The 23,336-nt window shown below is 37.7% G+C and carries 24 protein-coding genes and 1 pseudogene; 18 read left to right on the top strand and 7 right to left on the bottom strand.

Annotation, left to right across the window (positions count from 1 at the left end):
- Nucleotides 1–77: 77 nt before the first annotated feature.
- On the top strand, nucleotides 78–1,079 hold the full coding sequence (locus UXI14_RS14170; RefSeq protein WP_335966706.1) for a hypothetical protein: 1,002 nt from the start codon (nucleotides 78–80) through the stop codon (nucleotides 1,077–1,079).
- A 217-nt stretch (nucleotides 1,080–1,296) separates the two neighbouring features.
- Here the strand turns inward: UXI14_RS14170 and UXI14_RS14165 are convergent, their stop codons facing one another.
- A complete protein-coding gene (locus UXI14_RS14165) occupies nucleotides 1,297–2,208 on the bottom strand; it encodes a LysR family transcriptional regulator (protein ID WP_277900199.1) in 912 nt (303 codons plus the stop codon).
- A 118-nt stretch (nucleotides 2,209–2,326) separates the two neighbouring features.
- Here UXI14_RS14165 and UXI14_RS14160 point away from each other — a divergent pair, with 118 nt between their 5' ends.
- Nucleotides 2,327–2,932, top strand: a complete 606-nt coding sequence (locus UXI14_RS14160) for an NAD(P)H-dependent oxidoreductase (protein ID WP_335966705.1) — start codon at nucleotides 2,327–2,329, stop codon at nucleotides 2,930–2,932.
- A gap of 70 nt (nucleotides 2,933–3,002) precedes the next feature.
- Here UXI14_RS14160 and UXI14_RS14155 read toward each other — a convergent pair whose 3' ends face one another.
- Entirely contained in the window at nucleotides 3,003–3,902 is a 900-nt protein-coding gene (locus UXI14_RS14155) for a sugar phosphate isomerase/epimerase (protein WP_335966703.1), read from the bottom strand.
- Between the two features lie 36 nt (nucleotides 3,903–3,938).
- Nucleotides 3,939–4,526: a YdcF family protein gene (locus UXI14_RS14150; RefSeq protein ID WP_335966702.1), complete on the bottom strand. Its 588-nt coding sequence runs from the start codon at nucleotides 4,524–4,526 to the stop codon at nucleotides 3,939–3,941.
- A gap of 213 nt (nucleotides 4,527–4,739) precedes the next feature.
- On the opposite strand from UXI14_RS14150, the gene gltX reads away from it, so the two are divergent.
- Both gltX and UXI14_RS14140 read left to right on the top strand, forming a co-directional pair.
- Nucleotides 4,740–6,293 carry a glutamate--tRNA ligase gene (gltX, locus tag UXI14_RS14145; RefSeq protein ID WP_335966701.1) on the top strand — a complete coding sequence of 518 codons (1,554 nt, stop codon included), beginning with the start codon at nucleotides 4,740–4,742 and terminating at the stop codon, nucleotides 6,291–6,293.
- Nucleotides 6,294–6,429: 136 nt separating this feature from the next.
- Nucleotides 6,430–7,350, top strand: coding sequence for an SPFH domain-containing protein (locus UXI14_RS14140; protein WP_277900204.1), 921 nt, complete (start codon nucleotides 6,430–6,432; stop codon nucleotides 7,348–7,350).
- Nucleotides 7,351–7,749: 399 nt separating this feature from the next.
- Here UXI14_RS14140 and UXI14_RS14135 read toward each other — a convergent pair whose 3' ends face one another.
- Nucleotides 7,750–8,085: a hypothetical protein gene (locus tag UXI14_RS14135; RefSeq protein WP_335966700.1), complete on the bottom strand. Its 336-nt coding sequence runs from the start codon at nucleotides 8,083–8,085 to the stop codon at nucleotides 7,750–7,752.
- 215 nt (nucleotides 8,086–8,300) lie between these two features.
- On the opposite strand from UXI14_RS14135, the gene xerA reads away from it, so the two are divergent.
- The 9 genes from xerA to UXI14_RS14090 all read left to right on the top strand — a co-directional run bounded on the left by xerA (nucleotide 8,301) and on the right by UXI14_RS14090 (nucleotide 17,103).
- Nucleotides 8,301–9,395, top strand: coding sequence for a site-specific tyrosine recombinase/integron integrase (gene xerA / locus UXI14_RS14130; protein WP_335966699.1), 1,095 nt, complete (start codon nucleotides 8,301–8,303; stop codon nucleotides 9,393–9,395).
- A gap of 77 nt (nucleotides 9,396–9,472) precedes the next feature.
- The gene (locus UXI14_RS14125; RefSeq protein ID WP_141422662.1) at nucleotides 9,473–10,267 is read left to right on the top strand and encodes a cation transporter; all 795 of its coding nucleotides are present in this window, start codon (nucleotides 9,473–9,475) and stop codon (nucleotides 10,265–10,267) included.
- Between the two features lie 157 nt (nucleotides 10,268–10,424).
- A complete protein-coding gene (locus tag UXI14_RS14120) occupies nucleotides 10,425–11,204 on the top strand; it encodes an NAD(P)H-binding protein (protein ID WP_335966698.1) in 780 nt (259 codons plus the stop codon).
- A gap of 175 nt (nucleotides 11,205–11,379) precedes the next feature.
- Nucleotides 11,380–11,955: a hypothetical protein gene (locus UXI14_RS14115; protein ID WP_335966697.1), complete on the top strand. Its 576-nt coding sequence runs from the start codon at nucleotides 11,380–11,382 to the stop codon at nucleotides 11,953–11,955.
- Nucleotides 11,956–12,031: 76 nt separating this feature from the next.
- Nucleotides 12,032–13,801, top strand: coding sequence for a DUF262 domain-containing protein (locus UXI14_RS14110; protein WP_335966696.1), 1,770 nt, complete (start codon nucleotides 12,032–12,034; stop codon nucleotides 13,799–13,801).
- 153 nt (nucleotides 13,802–13,954) lie between these two features.
- Nucleotides 13,955–14,647, top strand: a complete 693-nt coding sequence (locus UXI14_RS14105) for a hypothetical protein (protein WP_335966695.1) — start codon at nucleotides 13,955–13,957, stop codon at nucleotides 14,645–14,647.
- Between the two features lie 151 nt (nucleotides 14,648–14,798).
- Nucleotides 14,799–15,305 (top strand): hypothetical protein, encoded by a 507-nt coding sequence (locus tag UXI14_RS14100; protein WP_335966694.1) that lies wholly within the window; start codon nucleotides 14,799–14,801, stop codon nucleotides 15,303–15,305.
- A 190-nt stretch (nucleotides 15,306–15,495) separates the two neighbouring features.
- Complete coding sequence (locus UXI14_RS14095; protein ID WP_335966693.1) at nucleotides 15,496–16,200, top strand: hypothetical protein; 705 nt, start codon at nucleotides 15,496–15,498, stop codon at nucleotides 16,198–16,200.
- 3 nt (nucleotides 16,201–16,203) lie between these two features.
- Entirely contained in the window at nucleotides 16,204–17,103 is a 900-nt protein-coding gene (locus tag UXI14_RS14090) for a hypothetical protein (protein ID WP_335966692.1), read from the top strand.
- A 238-nt stretch (nucleotides 17,104–17,341) separates the two neighbouring features.
- Here the strand turns inward: UXI14_RS14090 and UXI14_RS14085 are convergent, their stop codons facing one another.
- Both UXI14_RS14085 and UXI14_RS14080 read right to left on the bottom strand, forming a co-directional pair.
- Nucleotides 17,342–18,478 (bottom strand): IS91 family transposase, encoded by a 1,137-nt coding sequence (locus tag UXI14_RS14085; protein ID WP_335966736.1) that lies wholly within the window; start codon nucleotides 18,476–18,478, stop codon nucleotides 17,342–17,344.
- On the bottom strand, nucleotides 18,469–19,305 hold the full coding sequence (locus UXI14_RS14080) for a tyrosine-type recombinase/integrase (protein WP_335966691.1): 837 nt from the start codon (nucleotides 19,303–19,305) through the stop codon (nucleotides 18,469–18,471). The genes UXI14_RS14085 and UXI14_RS14080 overlap by 10 nt, the downstream gene beginning before the upstream one ends.
- A 329-nt stretch (nucleotides 19,306–19,634) precedes the next feature.
- Between UXI14_RS14080 and UXI14_RS14075 the strand changes: the two genes are divergently transcribed.
- Together UXI14_RS14075 and UXI14_RS14070 are read left to right on the top strand one after the other, a co-directional pair.
- Complete coding sequence (locus UXI14_RS14075) at nucleotides 19,635–19,877, top strand: type II toxin-antitoxin system ParD family antitoxin (protein ID WP_335966690.1); 243 nt, start codon at nucleotides 19,635–19,637, stop codon at nucleotides 19,875–19,877.
- Nucleotides 19,874–20,176: a type II toxin-antitoxin system RelE/ParE family toxin gene (locus tag UXI14_RS14070; RefSeq protein WP_335966689.1), complete on the top strand. Its 303-nt coding sequence runs from the start codon at nucleotides 19,874–19,876 to the stop codon at nucleotides 20,174–20,176. The genes UXI14_RS14075 and UXI14_RS14070 overlap by 4 nt, the downstream gene beginning before the upstream one ends.
- A 128-nt stretch (nucleotides 20,177–20,304) precedes the next feature.
- Here UXI14_RS14070 and UXI14_RS14065 read toward each other — a convergent pair whose 3' ends face one another.
- A complete protein-coding gene (locus tag UXI14_RS14065) occupies nucleotides 20,305–20,916 on the bottom strand; it encodes a transposase (protein ID WP_335966688.1) in 612 nt (203 codons plus the stop codon).
- Here UXI14_RS14065 and tnpB point away from each other — a divergent pair.
- The 3 genes and pseudogenes from tnpB to UXI14_RS14050 form a co-directional block, all read left to right on the top strand.
- A complete protein-coding gene (gene tnpB / locus UXI14_RS14060) occupies nucleotides 20,915–21,256 on the top strand; it encodes an IS66 family insertion sequence element accessory protein TnpB (protein ID WP_335966686.1) in 342 nt (113 codons plus the stop codon). The two genes, UXI14_RS14065 and tnpB, sit on opposite strands and share 2 nt — an antisense overlap.
- A 76-nt stretch (nucleotides 21,257–21,332) precedes the next feature.
- Nucleotides 21,333–22,877, top strand: a complete 1,545-nt coding sequence (locus tag UXI14_RS14055; RefSeq protein WP_335966685.1) for an IS66 family transposase — start codon at nucleotides 21,333–21,335, stop codon at nucleotides 22,875–22,877.
- Between the two features lie 67 nt (nucleotides 22,878–22,944).
- Nucleotides 22,945–23,336: pseudogene (locus UXI14_RS14050) on the top strand (IS1182 family transposase); the annotation flags it as partial.

The raw sequence follows: 23,336 nt of genomic DNA, 5'->3' as shown, positions 1-23,336 counted from the left end.
ATATCCGGGGTTTAAAATTCATTGGTGAAGCAACCTTTTGCCATAAACGCCATCTTATCAGAAACATACCTCTTGATATGAAAGCCACTGCCAAAATGAATACACGCCATTTATCACTCCTTAAACTAAAAATGCACTTTCCGGCCCTAGTTTTTATGCTATTATTTTTAAGTGCATGTCAAAACGACGATGAGAATTCAGGACCAAACAAAGAACACATAGCCGTCGGAAATGCTGTTTCCGTATCGGACCATCACGTGCTTATAAGCGGATATGCCTCCGAGAACGGAACGGTCCATTCGAAATTCTGGATAAATACGGAAAGCAGTAATGAAACCGAATTTAGTGATTATATCCCGACCAACACCCTCTATCTTAAGTCCATAAATGATCACTATAGAAAGGTATATGTTTACAAGGACATACACGGACAATTACAAAACTATCAATTTGACCAGGGCAGCCTTGCCGAAAACGGCAGGGTATGCTATTACAAAAACAATGTCCTGACATTCATGGACAACGACAGTACAGGAACGGTCTCGTCGGTTGACTACCATAATGACAAACCTTATTTCGCCGGGTATTTTGGCAAAATAATACCTTCGGAAGGAGGGAATACGTTGCGGCCTGAAACCCCATTTGTATGGGACGGGCATAATTTTCTGGAAACGTTACCGCTGCCGGAACAGGCCTCTGTATTTCAAGGGGTAAGCACCATCTATGTCCATGATACTGATGAAGCTTATGTCGGGGGGCTTTGTGGCGTGCCCATGTATTGGAAAAATTCGGAACCTGTGATATTGGATGGGCGTTATGGCGAGGTATGGCAACTCACCAAATCAGGAACCGACCTTTATGCGGTAGGATTAATTAATAAACACAACTCCAATAGCACGGGGCATACAGCCTGTTACTGGAAAAACGGGGAACTTCACGAACTGGAGGACAATGCACAGGCCTATGGAATTTATATAAAGGGTGATGATGTATATATTTGTGGAGCTATTGGGACTACTCCCGTAAACTATACCCCTTGTTACTGGAAAAATGGGGTTAGGGTAGATTTAAAATTGTAGGGGCTTTTCATTGAGTAAAAGGAATCGGGAAATTTTTTGTAGTGTCAATTTTAGGTTTTTCGTTTTTAAACGGGCTTTTAGATGCCCCATAAAAAAACAAAAAATAAAAAGCATGTTAAGGGAAAGGGGGTGCGATATGTGGGTGGCATACCGACCAAAACATAAGGTGGCAACAAAAATGCGGGCCTTATGGATTATAGGGATTGTATATAAAAACTTAAACCCCCGCCAAAACCGGCATTTTTTCAATAAATAGGTTTTCTAGATATTCCAATTGCTTTTGGTACATATTTCCTTTTCGCTTGGCCAGGTACAAGGTTTGTTCAATGGGCTCGAAACCTTCCCACAACAATTTTACCGATTGGTCTTTTAGCGCTTCTTCGCACAAAAAGTCGGGTAAAACAGCTATACCGTTGGTATTGCGCAAACAGCGTATGATGGAACTTTTATTGGGCACGATATAATTGCACTTAAAATCGGGGTGCTTTTTAAAATTTGCATTCCAAAAAGAGCGCAAATGTTCCATGTCGCCCGTTGTTCCGTACCAAACCTGTTGCTTAAGCCACTTTTGTATACCAGACAGGCTATTGGCGGCCAATGCATTGGTAAAAGTACCGGTTGGTGTCTTGGAGCCTGCAATCAGTACAATGCGTTCTTTAGAAAAAGCCTTGTATTCAAAATGTTTTTCCAAGCCTTTTTTGGCACTGACAACAAGGTCCAATACGCCTTTTTCCAATTCTATGACGGCCTCTTTGTATTCCACAAATTTAATAATCGCATCAAAAGGTAAAGTAGAAATATAAGGCTCGATGGAATATTGAAACGTTTCCATGCACATGCCAATGCTTATGGTGGGCGTATCGCTATTGGAGTTTTTCCTAAAACATTGCTCGGCATCTTCCAGTTTTAGAACCGCATCTTTTATGTAATTGTACAATACTTTTCCGCGCTCGGTAGGAATCATTTTTCGGGAAGTCCTTTCAAACAATTGATATCCGGTGTACGATTCCAACGAATTTATATGGAGGCTAACACCAGGTTGTGAAGCATACAATACCTGCGCGGCACCGGTTAACGTTCCGGTTTCATAAACAGCTTTAAAGGTTCTGTACCATTCAAAATTCACCATAACTATAATTATTATAATACAAATGTATAAATTATATTATTTTTATAATAGATAAAAGGGATTTAATTTTGTTCCAACATTTTAAAAAGAATACTATAAAAAGGAAAATTTTGAGCGTATGAAAAAGGTATTTATAATTAACGGCGGACAAACTTTTGGAAATTCAAAAGGGGAGTTTAATAAAACCATGGTAGAGCTGGCAGCTACTTATTTTGCTGAGGAAAAAGGGTATGAGGTAAAAGTGACCGATATTAACCAGGCCTATAATGCAGCAGCAGAAACCAAAAAATTTATCTGGGCGGACATCATTGTCTATCATTTGCCCATATGGTGGTTCCAGGTACCGCACAAACTCAAGGAATATTTTGATTATGTTTTTAAAAACGGACAGGTTTACAACAACGATGGAAGGTCTTCTAATAACCCAGCCATTAATTATGGAACCGGGGGATTGTTAAAGGGGCGAACATATATGGTAAATACCAGTTGGAACGCTCCCAATGAAGCATTTACCCTTCCGGGGGAATTTTTTAATGAAACTTCTGTGGATAAAGGTGTTTTATTTGGTTTTCACAGAATGAATGCCTTTTTGGACATGGAACCTTTGCCGGGCATTCATTTTTACGATGTGGTTAAAAACAATAATGTAGAAGGTGAAAAGGTAAAATACAAAGCACATCTGGATGCTGTTTTTGCCACAAAAGACAAACGCATAGCCCTATAGGCATTTCTTGGATTTTGTACATAAGGTCAAAAAAGGAACGTGATCATTTCATCCCTTTTTGACCTTTTTATTAACCATATACATATTGCTGCACGTGTTTTTTAAAATATATAATGCTGTCTTTTACACTTTGCATGGGAGAATGGGCAAAATTTCCGCCCTGTTCCAGGTAATAATATTCCAAACCGGCTTCAGTCGGGTCGGGAAGTATTTTAGTATAGTCTATGGAACCGTTCCCCAATTCGGTATAATCCTTCGTAATTTTATCCATGTCTTTTATGTGCCAAAGTACAAAGCGTTTGGGCTGCAATTCTACCAACTCTTTCGGGGTATAGTTGGAAGAACGCATTACCCAATACATGTCCATTTCGAGTTTTACCAAATCGGGATCGGTTTCTTTTAAGATGAGATCAAATCCGTTTTCGCCATTGTGGTCTTCAAATTCAAACCCATGATTGTGGTAGGCAAACCCCAACCCGGATTTATTGATGCGTTCCCCAATTACATTTAGCCTTTTGGACATAAGCTTAAAATTGTCGATGGTACGTTGTTCGGGTGCTATCCATGGCCAGGTAATGTATTTCATGTTTAGTTTTTGCGCACCTACAATGCATTGGTCCACAAAACGCATCAACACATCTTCCGAAGCATTCAAATAAGTCGAAAAACCAAAATGGCCACTTGAAACGGTAAGGTCAAGATCGTTTAAAATGGCATTAAATTCATCGGCATTTATCCCATAAAAAGTATTTTTTTCGGCATCAAACCCAAAAATTTCAAAATCTTCATACCCCATTTCCTTTACGGCCTTTAGGGAGTTAACCGGGTCTTTTATCATTTCGTTGTTAATGGTATACAACTGCAAGCCCAGTTTGTAGTTTGGGGCAGGATTTGTGGCAAACGCCGGATAAGGAAATAGGGACGAAGCCCCTAAAGCTCCCATGGCGCCCATAAAATGTCTTCTATTCATGTTGTTTTGGTTGGTTATTTGTGGTTTGGTATAAATTTATTCAGATGAAATAATGGCATCACAAAAATTTGCATCTTCTGTACATCTTTTAAAAATATCGGTATAATCCAGCTTGTCCGTTTCTTTTGGGTTTATGCTGCCTTCAATATAGTATTTTGCGTTCATTTTATCGTTTACCTGAAGGCAACCGGCAACCGAAAATGCATGCCAATGGTTGGAAACCACAAAAACAACATCGCCTTCTTGCATAACCTTCTTTCCGTTTTCATCTTTTAGGGAACGGCTGTAACAATAGTTTCCAATTGTACTTTGCGATTTTTCTTCTTTGTGGATAATGGCTTCGGGAACATGGTTCTCTTTTAAAATTTCGGCCATTTCTGTGGCTTCGCAAAACCCCGAATGGTGTGCATTGCATCCGCCGGAAACAATAATGTAATCAAACTTTTCTGGGGTATTGTATAGTTTTAAGGCCACGTTCATGCGGTTTTTCAATGTGGGAACATCTGCCGAACCCAAAACCAGCATTCCGGTTCTTTGGTGTGTTTTTTGTGCATGTACGGTAGAAGTAAGGGAACAAGCAATTAAACAGGCGAATAATAAAAAGGCATGGTTTTTTAACTTCATAAAATGTTTTTTTAAAAACGATATACGCTTCGTGGGTTCCTTGCATAAATATCGGTAGAATTTTTCACTTTATATAAGTCTTTTTCATTCCATATATTCAATGTATAATACATATTTTACATTATTCAGAATGGCGTTTATCGTTCAGGGTTCTGTTGCTTTTCTTTTTTCGTTGCCTGCTTAAAACCATTATCTTTGCCAAAAAACCGAGCAATGAGTACAAAAGTTCGTGTGCGTTTTGCACCCAGTCCCACGGGACCTTTACATATTGGTGGCGTAAGAACTGCCTTGTTTAATTACCTGTTTGCCAAAAAGCACGGAGGCGATTTTATTTTGAGGATCGAAGATACCGACCAAAACCGATATGTCGAGGGGGCCGAAAGATACATTGTAGATTCCTTGAACTGGCTAAATATTCCTTATGATGAAGGCCCGGGGTCTGCCGAGGAAACACAACGAAAATATGGACCTTACCGCCAAAGCGAGCGCAGGCATTTGTATAAGCAATATGCCGATTTGCTATTGGAAAAAGGATGGGCATATTACGCCTTTGATACCGCCGACGAGCTCGATGCACATAGAAAAGACCACGAAGCAAAAGGAAAAACCTTTATTTACAATTGGCACAACCGCCAGAAATTGAAAAATTCGTTGGCACTTACGCAAGATGAAGTTCAGCAAAAAATAGGTGCAGGCCAAGAGTATGTTATCCGGTTTAAATCACCTCAAGACGAAAAGCTTCATTTAAAAGATATTATCCGGGGGGATATGGAGATAGATACCAATATTCTGGACGATAAGGTATTGTTTAAAAGCGATGGCATGCCAACCTATCATTTGGCAAATATTGTAGACGACCACTTAATGGAAATTACCCATGTAATCCGTGGGGAAGAATGGTTGCCGTCTTTGGCCCTGCATGTATTACTGTATAGGGCTTTTGATTGGCTGGAACCGCAATTTGCACATTTACCGTTGATATTGAAACCTACCGGAAAAGGTAAATTGAGCAAGCGCGATGGCGATAAAATGGGCTTTCCCGTATTTCCGTTGGAATGGAGGGATCCAAATACAGGGACTATTTCCCGTGGCTATAAAGAAGATGGTTATTTTAACGATGCCGTGATAAACTTTTTGGCGTTTTTAGGGTGGAACCCCGGGACCGAACAGGAAATTTTCAGTTTGAATGGTTTAATTGAAGCATTTCAATTGGAAAAAGTACACAAAGCGGGCGCACGTTTCGACCCAGACAAAACCAAATGGTATAATCATCAGTATTTGCAACAAAAAAGCAACAAAGAGTTAGCGGGGCTTTTTATGGATTTTATTGCTAGTCATAAAGTGGTATCAGGCGAAATAGCTCCCTCTTTGGTCAATAAAGATTACATAACAAATGTGGTCGCATTAATTAAAGAACGTGCCGATTTTGTAGCCGATTTTTGGACGCAGGCGGATTTCTTCTTTGTAGCACCATCAGCTTATGATGAAAAGGCCGCCAAAAAGCAATGGAAAGAAGATACCAATGAGTATATGAATGAGGTTGCCGTTGTGATTGCCGGGATAGACAATTTTGCTTCTGAAAACATTGAAACTATTGTAAAGCAATGGATAAGCAACAGAGAACTTGGTTTCGGGAAAATAATGCCCCCTTTACGTTTGGCATTGGTAGGCGCCATGAAAGGCCCTCACGTTTTTGATATTATTGCTTTAATTGGAAAAGAAGAAACTACATATAGGATAAACAAGGCTATCGAAGTTTTAGGATAACGGATGCGCTATAGGCCCAAGATATTGCATGAGACCTTTCGGGCTTGTTTTATAAATTATTTTTTCCATTATCGGGATTAAATAGCTCCATTATTTGTATTTTACAACAATCAATATTTTTAAACCTATAGCAATTATGTATTTTCTTATTCCATTGGCTTTTATCGGGATTATTATCCTGTTTAGTGCCTTCTTCATCGTAAAACAACAAACGGCAGTCGCTATTGAGCGCTTTGGCCGATTTCAAAGTATCCGTAATTCGGGCTTGCAGCTTAAAATCCCCATTGTAGACAGGATAGCGGGGCGTTTGAGCTTGAAGATCCAGCAGTTGGATGTCATCATAGAAACAAAAACCCTGGACGACGTTTTTGTAAAATTAAAAGTATCGGTTCAGTATGTGGTTATCAAGAGCAAGGTTTACGAGGCTTTTTACATGCTTGAATATCCGCACGATCAAATTACCTCTTATGTATTTGATGTGGTACGTGCCGAAGTCCCTAAAATGAAGCTGGACGATGTTTTTGTTAAAAAGGATGATATTGCCATAGCCGTAAAAGCAGAGTTGCAGGAAGCCATGTTGGAATACGGTTTCGATATTATTAAAACACTTGTGACGGATATTGACCCGGATCAGCAGGTCAAAGCGGCCATGAACCGTATTAATGCTTCAGAACGCGAGAAAATAGCCGCTCAGTTTGAAGGGGATGCGGCCCGTATATTAATTGTTGAAAAGGCAAAAGCCGAAGCCGAGAGCAAGCGCTTGCAAGGGCAGGGTATTGCCGACCAGCGACGTGAAATTGCACGAGGTTTGGAAGAATCGGTCGAAGTATTGAACAAAGTGGGAATCAACTCGCAAGAAGCATCGGCCTTGATTGTTGTCACACAGCATTACGATACGTTGCAGGCCATAGGCGAAGAAACCAACAGCAATTTAATATTGCTACCCAATTCGCCACAGGCAGGAAGCGATATGTTGAACAATATGGTAGCCTCTTTTACGGCAAGTAACCAAATAGGGGAAGCCATGAAGAAGCAAAACAAAAAGAAAGAGGAATAAAACCAAAGGGAAGATATTAAAAGGGCTGCCTAAAATTCCACCAACTTCCGAAAACTATTTTGTCGGGAGAGCGTAATTTAAACCCTCTCCTATGATTTATCCTTCAGAGTATCCCCGAAGGGATGATTGCCGAACCTAATGTGTAATTATTGGATTGTCCATTTCCCTTGGATGTTCCTGATGGCCAGGTACAGCAGTTTAAACAGGACCTGTCATTGGTAAAGGTACCTTGCGCACCTGCCGGTGGAAACCCTCCACAGTCTTGGTGGTGTAAATGAGCGGATCGGCAGGGTTATTTAAAATACTGTGACAGCTGCTCCCAATTGTTCTACCAGCCATTTTTCACCCTTCAATTTACTAGGCAGGTATCAAGTGAAAGCCAATATTGGCCAGGATGGATTACCTCGAACTATGTTTTATAATTTTAAAGTCCCAAGGATAAAAACTTAAATTGTCCATATACTTTTGCTTATGGACTATTAACATTTTCTCTATATGATTTTCGAGTATGGGAAGATAACCATATTCATAACAAAAATAATAGGTTCCTGTATTAAAAGGGAAAATATGTGTGAACAGCTCGAACTTGTATCCCAATTTTGCCAGGACTTTCTTTTCTACGGTACTTTTCCCACTAGGGCAAAAATGGGCCAACAAACTTCTGTTCCTTCTTAAATCGCTGTTTATCTTTTGAATGGAAAGTTCATGAAAAGGTCTGTTCGTATTATGGTACATACTCCTGCATTGTGCATCGCAAAATTTTTTATCAGAACGCCCTTTCAACTCTTTTTTACAAGATAAGCAATATTTAACGGGCATAATACATATTATTAAACGTTTACATACGAATATAAACGTTTATATATAAAGTTATGGTATTTTAATTGGTTAATCTTGTTTTGAAAACCTGAAAAATAGTTATGGAGCGATCAATTACATTAAAACATTTGATGATTGACAATAAAAAGTATATAGGGCTTCAATATCAAGCTGATAGAATCATACAGGCTCTGGTCGATGGATTGCCCGGGTTGGAATGGAGCAATCAGTACAATCTATACTATATCCCCAACAACAAACCGACCCTAAATTTAATTTTCGAAAGGTTTAAAGGGATTGTATGGGTTAATGGGAATTATTTCTTTCGGGACAGCCCCTTAAAGGACACCTCAGAAAGCGTGGATGTAAATTGTTTTAGAAAGCGTACATACCGGGAAGGGTTCAGACCATGTCCCGAGGATTATCTCAAAAAGTTAGAACTTAAAAAATATGCAAATAGTACTGTTAAAAATTACGTGAAATCTTTTGAGGCTTTTATTAATTATTATAAGAATGAAGATTTAGTTGCTTTGAATGAAAATGATGTTAGGGGTTACCTGCAAAAACTGGTTCAGGAAAAACGCTCTAATTCGTATATTAATCAGGCCATTAATGCCATAAAGTTCTACTATGAAGTGGTCCTTGGTATGCCTAATAGGTTTTATGCCATAGAAAGGCCTAGAAAAGAGCATAAATTACCTAAGGTATTGTCAAAACAGGACGCAATGGCAATAATAAACAACACAAAGAATATAAAGCATCGCTGTATACTGGGACTATTGTATGCGTCAGGGCTTAGGAGAAGTGAATTATTAAACTTAAAACTGTCCGACATCGACAGTAAAAGAATGTCGATCAAAATTAGACAGTCTAAAAACAATAAAGACAGGATGACCATACTTAGTAAGAGTGTTTTAGATGATCTCAGGGTATATTACAAAGCCTATTTACCAAAGAAATATTTATTTGAAGGGCCTGAACCTGGTAAAAGATACAGTCCCTCAAGTGTGTTAAAAATTGTTTATAAAGCAGGCAAAAGGGCTGGAATAAAAGAAAGGGTTAGCCCCCATATGTTACGCCACAGCTTTGCAACCCATTTATTGGAAAATGGAACAAGCTTACGACATATTCAAATATTATTGGGTCATAATTCATCTAAGACCACAGAGATATATACACATGTGGCTACCAATACCTTTATGAACGTAAAAGATTTATTATCTTAGTTCCCATAATAGAAATATAGTTACCTTGGTAACTATATACAATTGTTGTAAGTAATGCCGAAAAACCCAGAAACCGAATGAAAAAAACAATATTCGAAATTACCAAAATGGACTGTCCTTCAGAGGAAAATCTAATCCGAATGAAATTGGACGGAATTTCAAGTATTGCGAATTTGGACTTTGATATTCCGAACCGAAAACTGACTGTTTTTCACAGCGGAGAATCAGACCAAATCGAAAAGTCCGTTATTGAACTAAATTTAGGCGGAAAGAAAATCTCGACCGAACAGACCGACCAAACAGAATTTAATGAAAATGCAAACCAAAAAAAGCTACTTTGGTCTGTACTTGCAATCAATTTTGCCTTTTTTATTATCGAAATGACAACAGGAATAATCTCAAAATCAATGGGTCTTGTTGCCGATAGTTTGGATATGCTTGCCGACAGTTTCGTATACGGAATTAGCTTGTTTGCGGTTGGCGGAACGTTGATTAAGAAAAAGCGGATTGCAAAACTTGCTGGATATTTTCAAATAACACTTGCGATTATTGGATTTGTGGAAGTTTTAAGAAGATTTTTTGGAAACGAGAAACTTCCCGATTTTTCGACAATGATTATCGTTTCGATTTTTGCACTTATTGCAAACGGAATTTGTCTTTACATTTTGCAAAAGTCAAAAAGCAAAGAAGAGGCTCATATGAAAGCGAGTATGATTTTCACATCAAATGACGTGATTATCAATTTAGGAGTAATAATTGCTGGAATTTTGGTAAATTGGTTGAGTTCGAGCAAACCTGATTTGATTATCGGAACAATCGTTTTTGTTTTGGTAATTCAAGGAGCATTTAGAATATTGAAATTAAGTAAGTGAATAAAAAAGCACTACTTACAACAATGTATAAAAATAATAGCGGTTTAATCGCTAAAACGAAAGTTAGAAAATATAAAAAAGGTCTGTGTTTAACTGAAAAGATATTGCGTAAAAATCCGCTACTATTCTTATACTAGACCGTTAGCTGTTATAAAAAATGAGAACCAAGCCAAAAATATTATTAACAGGAGGAACAGGCCAACTCGGAAGGATGCTGTTAAAGCAAATTGACTATGAAGATTTTCACATAGATATATTGACTCGAAACAAAATTATAGATACCATAAAAAATGTTGGACACCTAAATGCAGACCTCACAAAAGTCGAAACTCTAAGCCCGCTAAGACTTGGATATGATATTATTATTCATTGTGCCAGCGACCCAAAAAATTCCGAGTCGATTGACATTCAAGGAACCCAGAATCTTTTAAAGTCAATAAAAGGTGACCGCACAAAAAACTTCATCTACATCTCCATTGTAGGTGTCGATAAATCGACCTTTCCATACTATCGAAATAAATTAAAGACCGAAAAACTAATTGTCAATTCCGGGATTCCCTATACAATTTTGCGGATAACCCAATTTCATGATTTTATTTATGACAGAATTTTAAGCACAACCCGATCGGAAGATGAACTCACAACCGCCCCCGATGGTCTTAAATTTCAATCAATCGATTTGATAGATGTCTGCGGAGAAATTTTGGGATTGCTGAAAATTAAAGCCACAAACTCGACCATACAGATTGGTGGACCTGAGATATTGAAAATTTCGGACATTACAAAGAACTATCAAGAAGTTATAAGACCCGAAAAGAAAATATCCCTGATTCCACCGCATAATGATTTCCAAAAACTTTTCACCACCGGAATCAACCTTTGTCCGAATCACAAAACCGGAAAAATAACATGGAGGGATTTCTTGATAAAAAAATAACAACAGCTAACAATGTATAAACGCAATAGCGGATTAAGTGTTAAATTAAAAGTAAATTCGCGAATTTAACACCAGTTATAAACCGAAAAATTCGGCTTCAAAATCCGCTACTACGTTTATACGAGACCGTTAGGCTTTATTTACTATCTCTATCAACAAACAACAATCAAATTTTATGGCAATACCAGAGTACTTGTACCACTATTATGAATTAGAAAATGGCCCTTTTCGAAATATTACCGAACAGGGAATTGAGAAAGCTTTGGCTATTCAAAGCAAAATTTCTAATGGGTTTAATAGTAAGAGACCACCAAATTACATTGACTTAAGATTTGGCCTAGAAAAAAGGTTAAAAGAACAGTTTATTTCCAAAGGAGGAAAGCCTAATAGAGACGACCCATTTTACTTTATGTTGGGAGAATGCGAATGGGCAAAATCTTGGTATGTGAATCCTGGTGTAGTTAAAATTCCTCTGTCTGCTTTTAAAGCTGAGCACATAAGTTTTACGTATCCGGATAGTATGGTCTCTTTTCAGTTTCATGGCGAACCAAAACTTGCCACTTATAGAAAAGCTTGTAACGGACAAATCTTTATACTAAATGAAATAAATGATCTTATAGATGAGTATGGAATACCATCGGAGGAAAAATGTCAAGCTGAGGAAAGATTCAAGTATGATAAATACATAGAAGCCCAGGTATGGGATGATTCAATAATAAACGAATATAAAACAAAGCCTAACACTATGTAAAAAGCATTAAAACGCATTTTACATTCACCGTTGGCGTGCATTAAAAAAGACATTACAAGCATAAAGAAAATATAAAATGGAAGTTTCAAAAAAATTAACAATACGACCTGAAACAGTTGAGACTATTTTTGATTTATACCAAGCGAAAAAACTGTTAGTAAATCGTAGATATCAAAGAAAATTAGTTTGGACTGTAGAGGAAAAAGAAAAATTTATCGATTCTTTGTCATTGAATTTGCCAGTACCGTTGATACTTGTAGCTGAAGTAAAATACAAACAATCAACATGCTTTGAAATAATTGATGGTATGCAAAGATTAGATGCTATCGTAACTTTTATAGAAGGAGAATTTACGCTTAACGGTAAATATTTTGATTTGGATACTATATCAAGTACAAAATACCTTAAGGACACGGGTGTATTAAAACAGTACTCTCCAAAACTCGACCGTGAATTTTGTAAAAACATAGTCAGTTATCCTATACCACTTTCCGTTTCATCAATAGAGGAAGAAGATATAATTGATGATGTTTTTAAAAGAATTAACTCAAACGGAAGACATTTATCTAGCCAAGAACTTAGGCAAGCAGGAACTGATAATCCATTTGGTTTTTTAGTTCGTAAAATCTCTGAAAGTATTAGGGGGGACGTTTCCGCTTCAGACAAATTATATTTGAACAATATGAAATCTATATCAATTAATAACAAATCACTACAATATGGTATTAATATGGGCGGTATCTTTTGGAGAAAACATAATATTGTCTCAAATGAAAATATACGGCAATCAAGAGATGAAGAAATGGTTGCGCATTTACTAAGTGCAATACTATTATATCCAAGACCAGCAGCAACGGCAAAGAATCTTGACAAGTTTTATGAATCAGATATTATCAAGAATAAAGTGATGGATGATAAAATTAAAAAACTTGGGCATGATTATATTATCCAGATGTTTGAAGCTGTATTTGCTGAGTTTAGAAAGACATTTGAATCTACGCAAAGCTCATTTCATAAAATTTTATTTTCTGACGACCCAAAATATGTAAATAGAGCTTTCCAAGTTGTATTTCTTGCATTCTATGACTTATTAGTTAAAGAACAAAAAATAATCAAAGACCATGTTAGGCTAGCAAAGGCTTTTAAAGGTATTGGTGATAGGTATTTGACGTCAAATGCTGAAAGTCTTAATCTCTCAAAACAAAGAGAAGAAGCAATAGAGGCAATTAAAGGAATATGTGCAGACTTTTTTGTCAAACGCTCTGAAAATGACCCAGTATTAAGTAATGGTGTTGTAAAACTTGAAAACTTACTAAGTGCATCTTCTACAGAGAATACAAATTATGATTTTAAAATTGGTGTTCATAGGTTAGATAGAGACAACAAATTTGACAAAAAATGTTTTTCAAAAATAATCAGGACTTTAACTGCAATTGCAAATTTAGGTAAAGGTAGTATTGGATATGTGGTTATTGGGGTCGCAGACACAAAGGAAGATAAAGACAGGTTTGAATCATTTTATAAATTAAAAGCTATCCAGCATAAAGACTTTTTTGTAACAGGAGTAAACGGTGAAATTAAAAAGCATTCATCATCTGAAAATTATAGACGCCAGTTAGAAAACGAAATAAAAAATGCAGATATCACTCCATCAACATATAAAGACCAAATGCTAAGAAACTTTGATTTTTTTAATTACTATGATAAGTCGCTTGTAATCATAAAAATAGAAGCCTTAGACGAGCCTGCACGTTTCGAAAGCAAATATTACGAAAGACACGGAACAGATACAATTGAAATTTCGAGTGATAAAGAAAAAGAAATATGGAAAAGATTTCTAAAATAACGACACGCCAACAATGTATATAATGCATAAGGATTTCAGAGGTTTTCGAGCGGTATCATCCTCATCAATTTTGGGTGGTAACTTGATAGGTTTGAAGCCCGCAATCCCATACGACACCATACACTCAACGTTACCCACAATGCAAACAAAAATATGAATTTCACATTCGAATTTTTAGAACCATATATTTCTTACATACTACTTGGTTCTTTTATATTATTGGTTCTTTACATTAGAAGTTTCATTGTAGAAAGTGGTAAAATATCAGCACTAAAACGACGAAACAAAGAACTGATAGAAGAAACAGAATCAATAAAAAAAGAGCATCAACTTGACATATCAAAAAGAAAATATCAATACGAAAGCAAAAAAGAACAATATTTAAACTTTTATAAAATTATTGACTCATTTACTACCGAAGCCAATAAAAAAATGAAAGACCAATTAATTCCGATTTTAGATAAATTTTATAAAGATTATCTTGATGCTGTTGAACGAGGAAATAACAGAGAACAGAATAATGCAGTTACTGTTATGTCCAAAAAGATGCAGCAAATTAGTTTTGACTCTTACGAAGAATTGATGAGATTAAGACAAGAAACAAATACTATACGTGTAATTGCAAGCGACGAAATTATAAAAAAATTGGATCTTCTGGAAGTTGCTTATGAGGATTTAATGAAAAGATCGGACAAAATGATGACCACTTTACCTGCATTAATAACTGTTAACGACCAGAAAAAAATGAAAGAATTGCAAAAAGATATAGAAATCTCTGGCAGAGTTGTTAAATCAATAAATGAGCAAATTATCAATTTGATGAGAAAAGAATTAAATGAAATATAAAGCACAGTGGGTAACAACGTATAACAACAATTGCGGCTTTGTGTCCTGCGGACACAACCGCGCAAGCATAAAAGTAGGTAATTTTAGCTATCTTAGTTTTTAATCAATCCGCAACTGATTGTTATACAAGACCGTTACCTGCAAGCTGAAAATGGAACTAATAGGCAGAATTAATAGAAGAAAAATTTATTACGTCCAGATTAGAAATAATTCGGACTGGAAATCTTCGTTGCCAAAAATGGACTGGGTTGCATTTACAATCGCAAATAAAGAAGATGAGGAATTAGTTCCGCCAACCGTCAAAATATGTATGGATAAAAACGTGTCCTATACATGCAGTGCTGGAACTCTGGCACATTGGACTGAACAATACTTTGACGAGGAATTTGTCGGACGAGCTGTGGATTATGAAATTCGGACAAAAAAAGAATTTGACTACGATTCGAGTTTAATGACAACCTCACACGATAATTTCAGCGAAGGATTCTGGTTTGCGACAACTCTTGCTCACGATCCAAAAATCGAAATTGACAAAGTTGTTTGCTTGGATTTTACCAAACGGAGAGTAAAAAAACATCTGACTGAATTAATTGATAAAATAAATAATGGATGGTTGCCGACTGACGAAGAAGTCGAACTAGCCGAGTATGATGACTGATAAAAAAAGCCAGCAGGTAACAACGGCTATAATTCAGCGTGGCGATTGTGCAAAAACCGAAAGTAAAACATATATTTAAACTGATTTCTCTACGGAATAGTCCTGTGGACGATTCCACGCCGAAATCATAGCCAAACCGTTCTACACAATTTGAAAATCGCAACAAATCAAGAAATTTCCAATCCAAAAAATGAGCATATCCTCTTTTCATCTTGTGAAAATTCCAACTTGGACAGCGATTAAAGGTTTAATTTCAAAATTAATAAGTGAGAAAACCGAAGGTCTTATTTATTCAGAATATATGACCTTAATGACTTTAGGTTCGCCGATTTTATCTACTAATCGATTTTTAATAAGAGAGATAGCAATATTTGCACAATGGGAAAGTGAAAAAGACCTAGATAACTTCTTGAACAATGACAAATTTGGTAAATTAATCAAAAAAGGTTGGCACGTTCGATTAGGTTTTATGAGAGATTGGGGAAAAATAAAAGGCTACAAAATTCCTAAAGAAAAAGTAATCTTAGAAAATTCAAACTCACCTGTTGTCGCTGTAACCATTGCTCGAATGAGACCTCTTGCAATTCCAAGGTTCTTACATTGGGGAAGACCAGTAGAAAAATTAGTAAGAGACCATCCGAGCACGTTATTTTCACTTGCTTCTTTTAAGTTCCCAAACACCATTTCAACTTTTTCAATATGGAAAAATGTACAAGAAATGGAAAAGATGGTTCACGGTCATAGTAAAGTCCCTAAACCAAAAAGACACTCTGATGCGATGAAAGAAAGGGAACGAAAAAATTTTCACTTTGAATTTACTACCTTGAGGTTTAAACCACTGTCTGAATTCGGAAATTGGAAAGGCAAAGGAAACTATACTAAATTATCTGATTGAAAAATGGGACTTGCCTCGATTAAACAAAATTTTCAGGATTGGGTTACGCAACAATGGGTTATTTTATTTGGCAAAAAAATTAAAGACGAAGAATACAAATGGCTTTTGGGACCAATTGGAAACACAAACGGAATTGGGAAAATATTTATTAATCAATTAGCAGAAATTGAAAATTTATCAATCTCTAAATCCAGTAAAAACAAAGGACTTTTAAAATCGATTGAGCAACTAAATTTGCCTTCATTTGAAAAAAATAGACTTTCTAAAAGCGTCATTGGTTTTTATGAGAATACGAGTAATTATGAACTCTACTTAACAACAAGATGGAATGCTGCGTTTTTAGTTTTCGGTTATTTATTAAAACTCCTTTTTAGCAAGAGACTTGAACAACTAAATATTCCTTTGAGAAATAATAAAAATTCTCAAGAAATGAATAGCGAAATTGTTCAATTAACCGACAAAACTACTGAGAAAGTAAAAAGAACAATTTGGTTAAGGAGGTTTAAACAAACAAATCAAATAATCTATTCAGGTGTTTATGAGACTTGTAAAATTCCAAATGGAAAGACTTGCATAAAAGCCATTTTTCCATTGCCAAACGGAAGTGCGACAGTAATTTTACAGCCTATTGTTGGAGAAAACGGAGAGTTAATTTTAAAGTCAGCAGGAAGAAAAATTGGAGATAGCGGATTTTACTTTTTATTAAAGGATAAAAAGGGAAATTTATGGACTAAGTTCATAAAGTCTTTTAAAGACAATTTAACCGTATCATCAGAAAACGGGAAAATTACAGCAAATCAAAAATTGACTTTTTATGGATTGAATGTTCTGAATTTTAAATACGAAATAAAAAAACTACAGCCAATAACTAAGCGTTCGTGTGGTCGGTACGGCCAAACATGAACGCCGTGTTGACTGAACCGGCAGTTGGTCGGTTAGCCTTCTATGGGGATTGGTTTATTTTTTAAGAGGAGTTTAAGGGGTGTTTCGGATTTATTACTATTCAGTATTTGATTCAACAATAGCTTTTTGGCCTTATCAAGATCGTTAAAACAAGTATTTTGTTTTTATTGAGTCCTATTTTCTTCCATTATTTAAAATTTAGCCAATAGCTGCCTGTTACGTGCTTTGCAACGTTGTTTTATTGAGGCTTATGTAACTGTTCTATCCAGTGTTTTGGCGGACCTCGTGCCGTAAATGTTGTAATGGTTATTAAGTGTCCTTTTTGGCATTTAGGACACATATTGTGTAATAACGGTGGTTTTTCTTTTAGCTTGACAGCAGTAAGCGTTGTTTTTAACTTTGGAAGACTTACCTTTTTATGGTAAGAGCTAAGCATGCCGTAATGCCTGATGCGAACAAAACCTTTGGGTAAAATATGCAATGCAAAACGCCTGATGAACTCGGCATCTGATAAGCACATCGTTTTACGTTTGCCGCCATGCCGATAATCTTTCATCGAAAAGGTCACAGAACCATTCTCTATAGCCAGTATGCGATGGTTACCAATGGCTATTTTATGGGTGTAGCGCCCTAAGTATTCTATCACCTGCTCGGGTCCTAAAAAGGGACGTTTACAATAGACTACCCAAGGCTGTTTAAATAAGCTGTTATAAAAACCTGATGTGATCTCTAGGTTAGGTTCCTTTCGTAATTGCGCCACAAAGCGCGCCCTAAACACCTTACTCATGGCTTTTACCGGGAACAGATATTTTCCTTTATGCTTTATAGGTTTCCATCGCCCTGAAGGTGTTAGCCCTCCACCAGGCACAATACAATGCAGATGCGGATGCAACGATAGGTTTTGGCCCCAGGTATGCAGTACTGCAATCATACCTGCGTGAGCACCTAAAAGCTTTGGGAGTAACCCAAAGCCATGAATCACCTGCCAGGCCACTTTAAAAAGGATGTTATAAAGTGCTTTAGGCATATAAAGACATAAATGGCCAAGTTCCTGTGGCAGTGTGAACACCACATGAAAATAAGGTACGGGTAGCAGTTCAGCTTCACGAGCCCGTATCCAGTGTTCTTTTTGATGTCCCTGGCACTTGGGACAATGACGGTTTCTGCAACTGTTGTAGCTTAAGTGTAAGGTGTTACAATCTGGATTATTACAGCGGTCTATGTGGCCACCCAAAGCTAAGGTTCTACATTTTCGGATGGCATGTAAAGTCCGATGTTGCCAACTGGTATAGCAATAGTCTGATAATTGATTTCGATGGCGTTCCAACACCTGAGCTACTTCATAGGTAGCACGTTTCACAACTACTAACTGTATAGCCGATCTAACGGGCTAAAAGGCTTTTGTCTACCTAATTGTGCCACATGAAGGTAAACCAGTGTGGTTTGGATATCGGCATGCCCCAACAACTCCTTAATACTAATAATATCCAATCCCATTTCCAGTAAATGCGTGGCATAACTATGCCGAAAACTGTGTGTAGTCACTTGTTTGTTAATACCACTATGTTTACGGGCCTCCCTTATAATCCATTGTATACCCCGGGTAGATAACGGCACAGGTGTACCTTCAGCATGATTACCGTTAAAACACCAGATACGAGGATGTTCGGCTGAGATGTAAGTTTGAAGTCCTCGAATTTGCAAATCAGATAAAGGAACATAACGATCCTTGTTACCTTTGCCCTGACGGATATGAAGCATCTTTCGATCGAAATCCAAATCCTTTAGCTGAAGGTTGCGAAGTTCGAAGCAGCGCAGGCCACACCCGTATAGCATGGCCAAAACTAAACGGTGTTTGAGTAGCTTTGGCGTTTTAAGCAGAAGCTTTACTTCTTGATAACTTAATACTACCGGTAATTTGTTGGGACGCTTGATCGATGGGAGCATCACGCGCATCTCCTTTAGCTCATAGATACGATACAGGTATCTTAGACCATAAACCGTATGTTTAAAGAAACTTCCTGAAGGGGTTTTGTTTTTAGATTTTAAAACATGCAGGTAATCTAAAATCTGTTCTTCATCCAAATCCAGTGGACTACACTTAAAATGCAAGGTAATGTGGGCTAAACAACGCGCATAATTGGTAAGGGTGCTTTGGCTTTTCCCTGAAAGTTCGACCGAGCGCTGTAATTTTCGGTGCAATTCTTTAAACTCTGGTACAGATTTAAACGCTTTTTCAATTAGGGTAAGACTTTTTTTTCATAATTTTAACCTTAAGATATTTAACAATACTTAAAGGTAGCCAAAAGTGAAATTACTCCACTGGAAAGCTACCTTTAGGTTTAGTTCAACAAAGTATATAAAAAATAGCGATTTTAGTGCTTAAATTTAAGTGATTTATGTAAATTTATCGTTAGTGCTAAACCGAAAAGTTCGTGCAAAAAATCCGCTACTTTTCATATACAAGCCCGTTGTGTGCAATTTGGCTACGTTACCAAAATTTGGTATATTTGAGTAAAATTATAGTCAAAATGGGAAAAAACACATCAATATCACTCGGAAATCATTTTGAGGATTTTATCAGAGAAGAAGTAAACTCTGGTAGATATGGTTCGGTTAGCGAAGTTATTCGTTCAGCATTACGTTTGTTAGAACGTGAAGAAAATAAAGAAAGAGAACTTATTAAAGCTCTCGAAGTTGGAGAAAATAGCGGATTTGTTGAAAATTTTGACCCAAAACAACATTTGAAAGAATTACATCGTAAACACTTATGAGTAAAAACAAATATCGCATAAGTCAACAAGCGATTGAGGATTTAGATAAAATTTGGATTTATACGCTTAACAAATGGTCTAAAGAACAAGCAGACAGATACTACAATTTAATAATGGCAGAAATTGATTTTATTGCAGATAACTATCTGATTGGAAAATCTGCTGAACAAACCCGAAAAAATTATCGCGTAACGAAAATTAAATCACACCTGATTTTCTACAGAAAAGTTGAAAATGAAATTGTAGAAATCGTTAGAATTTTACATCAGAGAATGGATATTAAAAAACGACTGAAATAAAAAAAACTGCACACAACAATGGTAACCGTTGCACAAGCCATTAATTTTATAAAAACAAGATAGAATTAAGCCCTTTTAAGGGCTTTTATTTTACGATCTAATTAAGTTGTACGTTAAAATTAGGGAGCTTAAAATAGCATAAAATATGTTTTTGAAGGGCTTTTAAAAAAGAAGACGAGACATTTTAAGCTTCCCACTCCACTTTTAGCATGTTTTTGGATGAATTTCAGATACTTTTTAAGGTTGTAGGCAATGGCAGCGAGCTGCATGCATTTGTTAGCTTGTTTAATACCTATGGTATTTATTTTTCTAAGACCCATAAATTGGGTTAATGTACCAAACACCGGTTCTACCGTGCTTTGCCGTTTGGCTTTCATATAACGACCCTGTGGACTGTTTACCCGAGCTATATTGCGTTCATATTCTTTGCGGTAAGCGGTAATATTGATCCGCTTTTCATGACTCCTGCCTATACATTGCTGTTTTATCGGGCATCCCTTACAATCGCTACGCTTAGTAAAGTAATTATCTTTTAGCGTTCCTTTTTCTAGTTTCTGTTTTCTAAAAGTTACTTTTTTACCTTGTGGGCATAACCAATAGTTTCCTTCTTCATAATATATAAAACCATCAGGAGGTCTTCTGTGGCCATAGAAGTCGAACTTATTTTCCCCAATGGCGTTCAGCTTAGAATGAACGGTCCAGATCCAGAACTTATAGCTGACCTGGTGCGATTGCGGCATGTTTAGCCTTAACTCCTCTAACACCTATCATTTCTATCGCAAGGCCTGTGATATGCGAAAATCATTTAATGGTCTGAGCGGACTGGTAAAAAATGAGCTAAACCGGGAGCCCATCAGCGGTGATGTATTCGTTTTTCTCAACCGGAACCGAACCCATCTCAAGCTGCTTCACTGGGAGCGGGGCGGATTTGTTTTATACTACAAACGCCTGGAGTGGGGAAGCTTCACTCCACCTGCAATTAAAGAAGGCCAGGCCAGTTTTACCTGGCCGCAATTGGTACTGATGATGGAGGGTATTACGGTTGAAAAAAGTGTTCAGAAACTGCGCTATTCTCACTAAAAAAATAATGGTGTCTTATCGGTAAAAACAAGGGTTCACACTAGGTTTAATAGCTCAGGTATTGTATATTTATCCTATGCAAAATCCTTTGGAAAACCTTACCAAAGAACAACTTTTGGCCCTTTTGAAGAAGGAAGCGAAAAAGAGGGAGAAAGCTGAAAAAAGTGTTTCTAAAAGGGAGCAAGAAGTTGAAAGAGCACGGCATAAGATTGCCGAGCTGAAATTCCAGGTGGAGTATTACAAACGCCTGGCCTTTGGCCAAAGGAGAGAACGCTTCGAAGGGGATAAAAACCAGATGAGCCTTCCCTTTGAAATGGGACCTCAGAAGGCAGCAGCTCAAGAATCCGGGTTCAAAGAAAAGCGCAGTGAACAGCGTCGTAAAAGGACTTCCAACCACAAAGGAAGAATGGCTCTTCCGGATCACCTTGAGGTAAAGGAGATCGAGATCTATCCTGAGGAAGATATTACCGATATGGTTTGTATCGGCAATGAAGTGACCGATGAGCTGGAATACGAGCCTGCCAAATACTATATCAAGCGTTACATCCGCTATAAGTATGCTCCTAAAAATAAAGAAGGGGTAATTATCGGGGAACTTCCCGAGCGGGTGATTGAAAAAGGAATCCCGGGAGCCGGACTCCTGGCTTCGATTCTGGTTGATAAGTACCAGGACCACCTTCCGCTTTACCGGCAGCTCCAACGCTTTAAACGGGCAGAGACCCCCATGGCATCCTCCACTCTGGAAGGCTGGACCAGGCAAAGCCTTAAGGTCATCGATATCCTTTATCAGTACCTGCTGGAGGATATTCGCTCCAAAGGCTACCTGCAAAGCGATGAAACACCCATCAAAGTGATGGGTCCTGCGAAAAAAGGAAAAACGCATCAAGGTTATTATTGGGTCCATCATTGCCCCATAGATGGCAGCGTACTCTTTGATTATCAGCCCGGTCGTAGCCGTGAGGCTGCCGATCATGTATTGTCGGGATTTAAAGGTTACCTGCAAAGTGATGGATATGCGGCTTATGACACAATCGGCAAGCGTGAAGGGGTTACCCACCTGAACTGCTGGGCTCACGCCAGAAGGGAGTTTGATAGAGCAAAGGATGATGATAGGGAGCGCGCTGAAAAAGCCCTGACCTTCATCCAGAAACTCTACGGGGTTGAAGCTGAAGCACGAGAGCACAGCTTAAGCCCGGAGCAGCGTAAAGCCCTGCGCCTGGAAAAGGCACTGCCCGTTATCAATGAATTTGGAAAATGGATGTTCGATCAGATGAAGCATCAGCTAATCCTTCCCAAGAGTCCTATTGGAAAAGCCTTCCGGTATTCCATGGACCGTTGGGACCAGCTCAGCGCCTATCTGAAAGATGGTACCCTGGAGATCGATAATAATTTAGTGGAGAATGCCATCAGGCCATTGGCCCTGGGCAGAAAGAATTACCTCTTTGCAGGTTCTCATTCAGCAGCAGAAAGAGCCGCAGGGATCTATTCCTTCTTTGCCATCTGCAAAAAATACGAGGTGAACCCATATCAGTGGCTCAAATATACCTTGGAGAAAATCATGTCCATCAACCACAAAGACATCCGGAACCTCTACCCCCAGAACTACAAGAAATTACAATAAGTCTAGATCAAGTTTACCAGAATGTAAACCGGTAAATAAAATTATGCGAACTTAAAAGCTGTGGTTGGTGGGCCGGATACACCATAACACCATTGCACGTTTTAGAAAGACCAACCACAAGGCCATAAGGAGAGTGTTCAGGTACAGCGTGGCAATGGCTAAAAACTTTAACCTTATCGGCGGGCAACTTATAGCGGGCGACTCCACCAAGCTCCGAGCACAGAACAGCAAGAAGAATAATTATAATAAAAAGAAGGTACAGCGCCATCTGGAATATATTGACAAAAAACTAGAGGAACACAATGAAGCTCTCTCCAAAGCCGATGGCGACAAGAAACAAAACATAAAAAAAGAAATCGACCATCGCAAAGAGCAGCGCAAAAAGTATGAGTATGAGGCTATAGCGCAACGGCTAAAAGAAGACAAGTCTTCAGAAAATCCTCAGCTATCCACCTCAGA

The sequence above is a fragment of the Galbibacter sp. PAP.153 genome, assembly GCF_037029175.1.
GTDB lineage: Bacteria > Bacteroidota > Bacteroidia > Flavobacteriales > Flavobacteriaceae > Galbibacter > Galbibacter pacificus.
This window is presented reverse-complemented; position numbering and strand designations above follow the sequence as displayed.

What these genes read in the sequence shown, in the direction of transcription:
- UXI14_RS14170 (WP_335966706.1), top strand. Translation starts at nt 78, where the DNA reads ATGAAAGCCACTGCCAAAATGAATACACGCCATTTATCACTCCTTAAA.
- UXI14_RS14165 (WP_277900199.1), bottom strand. Translation starts at nt 2,208, where the DNA reads ATGGTGAATTTTGAATGGTACAGAACCTTTAAAGCTGTTTATGAAACC.
- UXI14_RS14160 (WP_335966705.1), top strand. Translation starts at nt 2,327, where the DNA reads ATGAAAAAGGTATTTATAATTAACGGCGGACAAACTTTTGGAAATTCA.
- UXI14_RS14155 (WP_335966703.1), bottom strand. Translation starts at nt 3,902, where the DNA reads ATGAATAGAAGACATTTTATGGGCGCCATGGGAGCTTTAGGGGCTTCG.
- UXI14_RS14150 (WP_335966702.1), bottom strand. Translation starts at nt 4,526, where the DNA reads ATGAAGTTAAAAAACCATGCCTTTTTATTATTCGCCTGTTTAATTGCT.
- gltX (WP_335966701.1), top strand. Translation starts at nt 4,740, where the DNA reads ATGAGTACAAAAGTTCGTGTGCGTTTTGCACCCAGTCCCACGGGACCT.
- UXI14_RS14140 (WP_277900204.1), top strand. Translation starts at nt 6,430, where the DNA reads ATGTATTTTCTTATTCCATTGGCTTTTATCGGGATTATTATCCTGTTT.
- UXI14_RS14135 (WP_335966700.1), bottom strand. Translation starts at nt 8,085, where the DNA reads ATGTACCATAATACGAACAGACCTTTTCATGAACTTTCCATTCAAAAG.
- xerA (WP_335966699.1), top strand. Translation starts at nt 8,301, where the DNA reads ATGATTGACAATAAAAAGTATATAGGGCTTCAATATCAAGCTGATAGA.
- UXI14_RS14125 (WP_141422662.1), top strand. Translation starts at nt 9,473, where the DNA reads ATGAAAAAAACAATATTCGAAATTACCAAAATGGACTGTCCTTCAGAG.
- UXI14_RS14120 (WP_335966698.1), top strand. Translation starts at nt 10,425, where the DNA reads ATGAGAACCAAGCCAAAAATATTATTAACAGGAGGAACAGGCCAACTC.
- UXI14_RS14115 (WP_335966697.1), top strand. Translation starts at nt 11,380, where the DNA reads ATGGCAATACCAGAGTACTTGTACCACTATTATGAATTAGAAAATGGC.
- UXI14_RS14110 (WP_335966696.1), top strand. Translation starts at nt 12,032, where the DNA reads ATGGAAGTTTCAAAAAAATTAACAATACGACCTGAAACAGTTGAGACT.
- UXI14_RS14105 (WP_335966695.1), top strand. Translation starts at nt 13,955, where the DNA reads ATGAATTTCACATTCGAATTTTTAGAACCATATATTTCTTACATACTA.
- UXI14_RS14100 (WP_335966694.1), top strand. Translation starts at nt 14,799, where the DNA reads ATGGAACTAATAGGCAGAATTAATAGAAGAAAAATTTATTACGTCCAG.
- UXI14_RS14095 (WP_335966693.1), top strand. Translation starts at nt 15,496, where the DNA reads ATGAGCATATCCTCTTTTCATCTTGTGAAAATTCCAACTTGGACAGCG.
- UXI14_RS14090 (WP_335966692.1), top strand. Translation starts at nt 16,204, where the DNA reads ATGGGACTTGCCTCGATTAAACAAAATTTTCAGGATTGGGTTACGCAA.
- UXI14_RS14075 (WP_335966690.1), top strand. Translation starts at nt 19,635, where the DNA reads ATGGGAAAAAACACATCAATATCACTCGGAAATCATTTTGAGGATTTT.
- UXI14_RS14070 (WP_335966689.1), top strand. Translation starts at nt 19,874, where the DNA reads ATGAGTAAAAACAAATATCGCATAAGTCAACAAGCGATTGAGGATTTA.
- tnpB (WP_335966686.1), top strand. Translation starts at nt 20,915, where the DNA reads ATGTTTAGCCTTAACTCCTCTAACACCTATCATTTCTATCGCAAGGCC.
- UXI14_RS14065 (WP_335966688.1), bottom strand. Translation starts at nt 20,916, where the DNA reads ATGCCGCAATCGCACCAGGTCAGCTATAAGTTCTGGATCTGGACCGTT.
- UXI14_RS14055 (WP_335966685.1), top strand. Translation starts at nt 21,333, where the DNA reads ATGCAAAATCCTTTGGAAAACCTTACCAAAGAACAACTTTTGGCCCTT.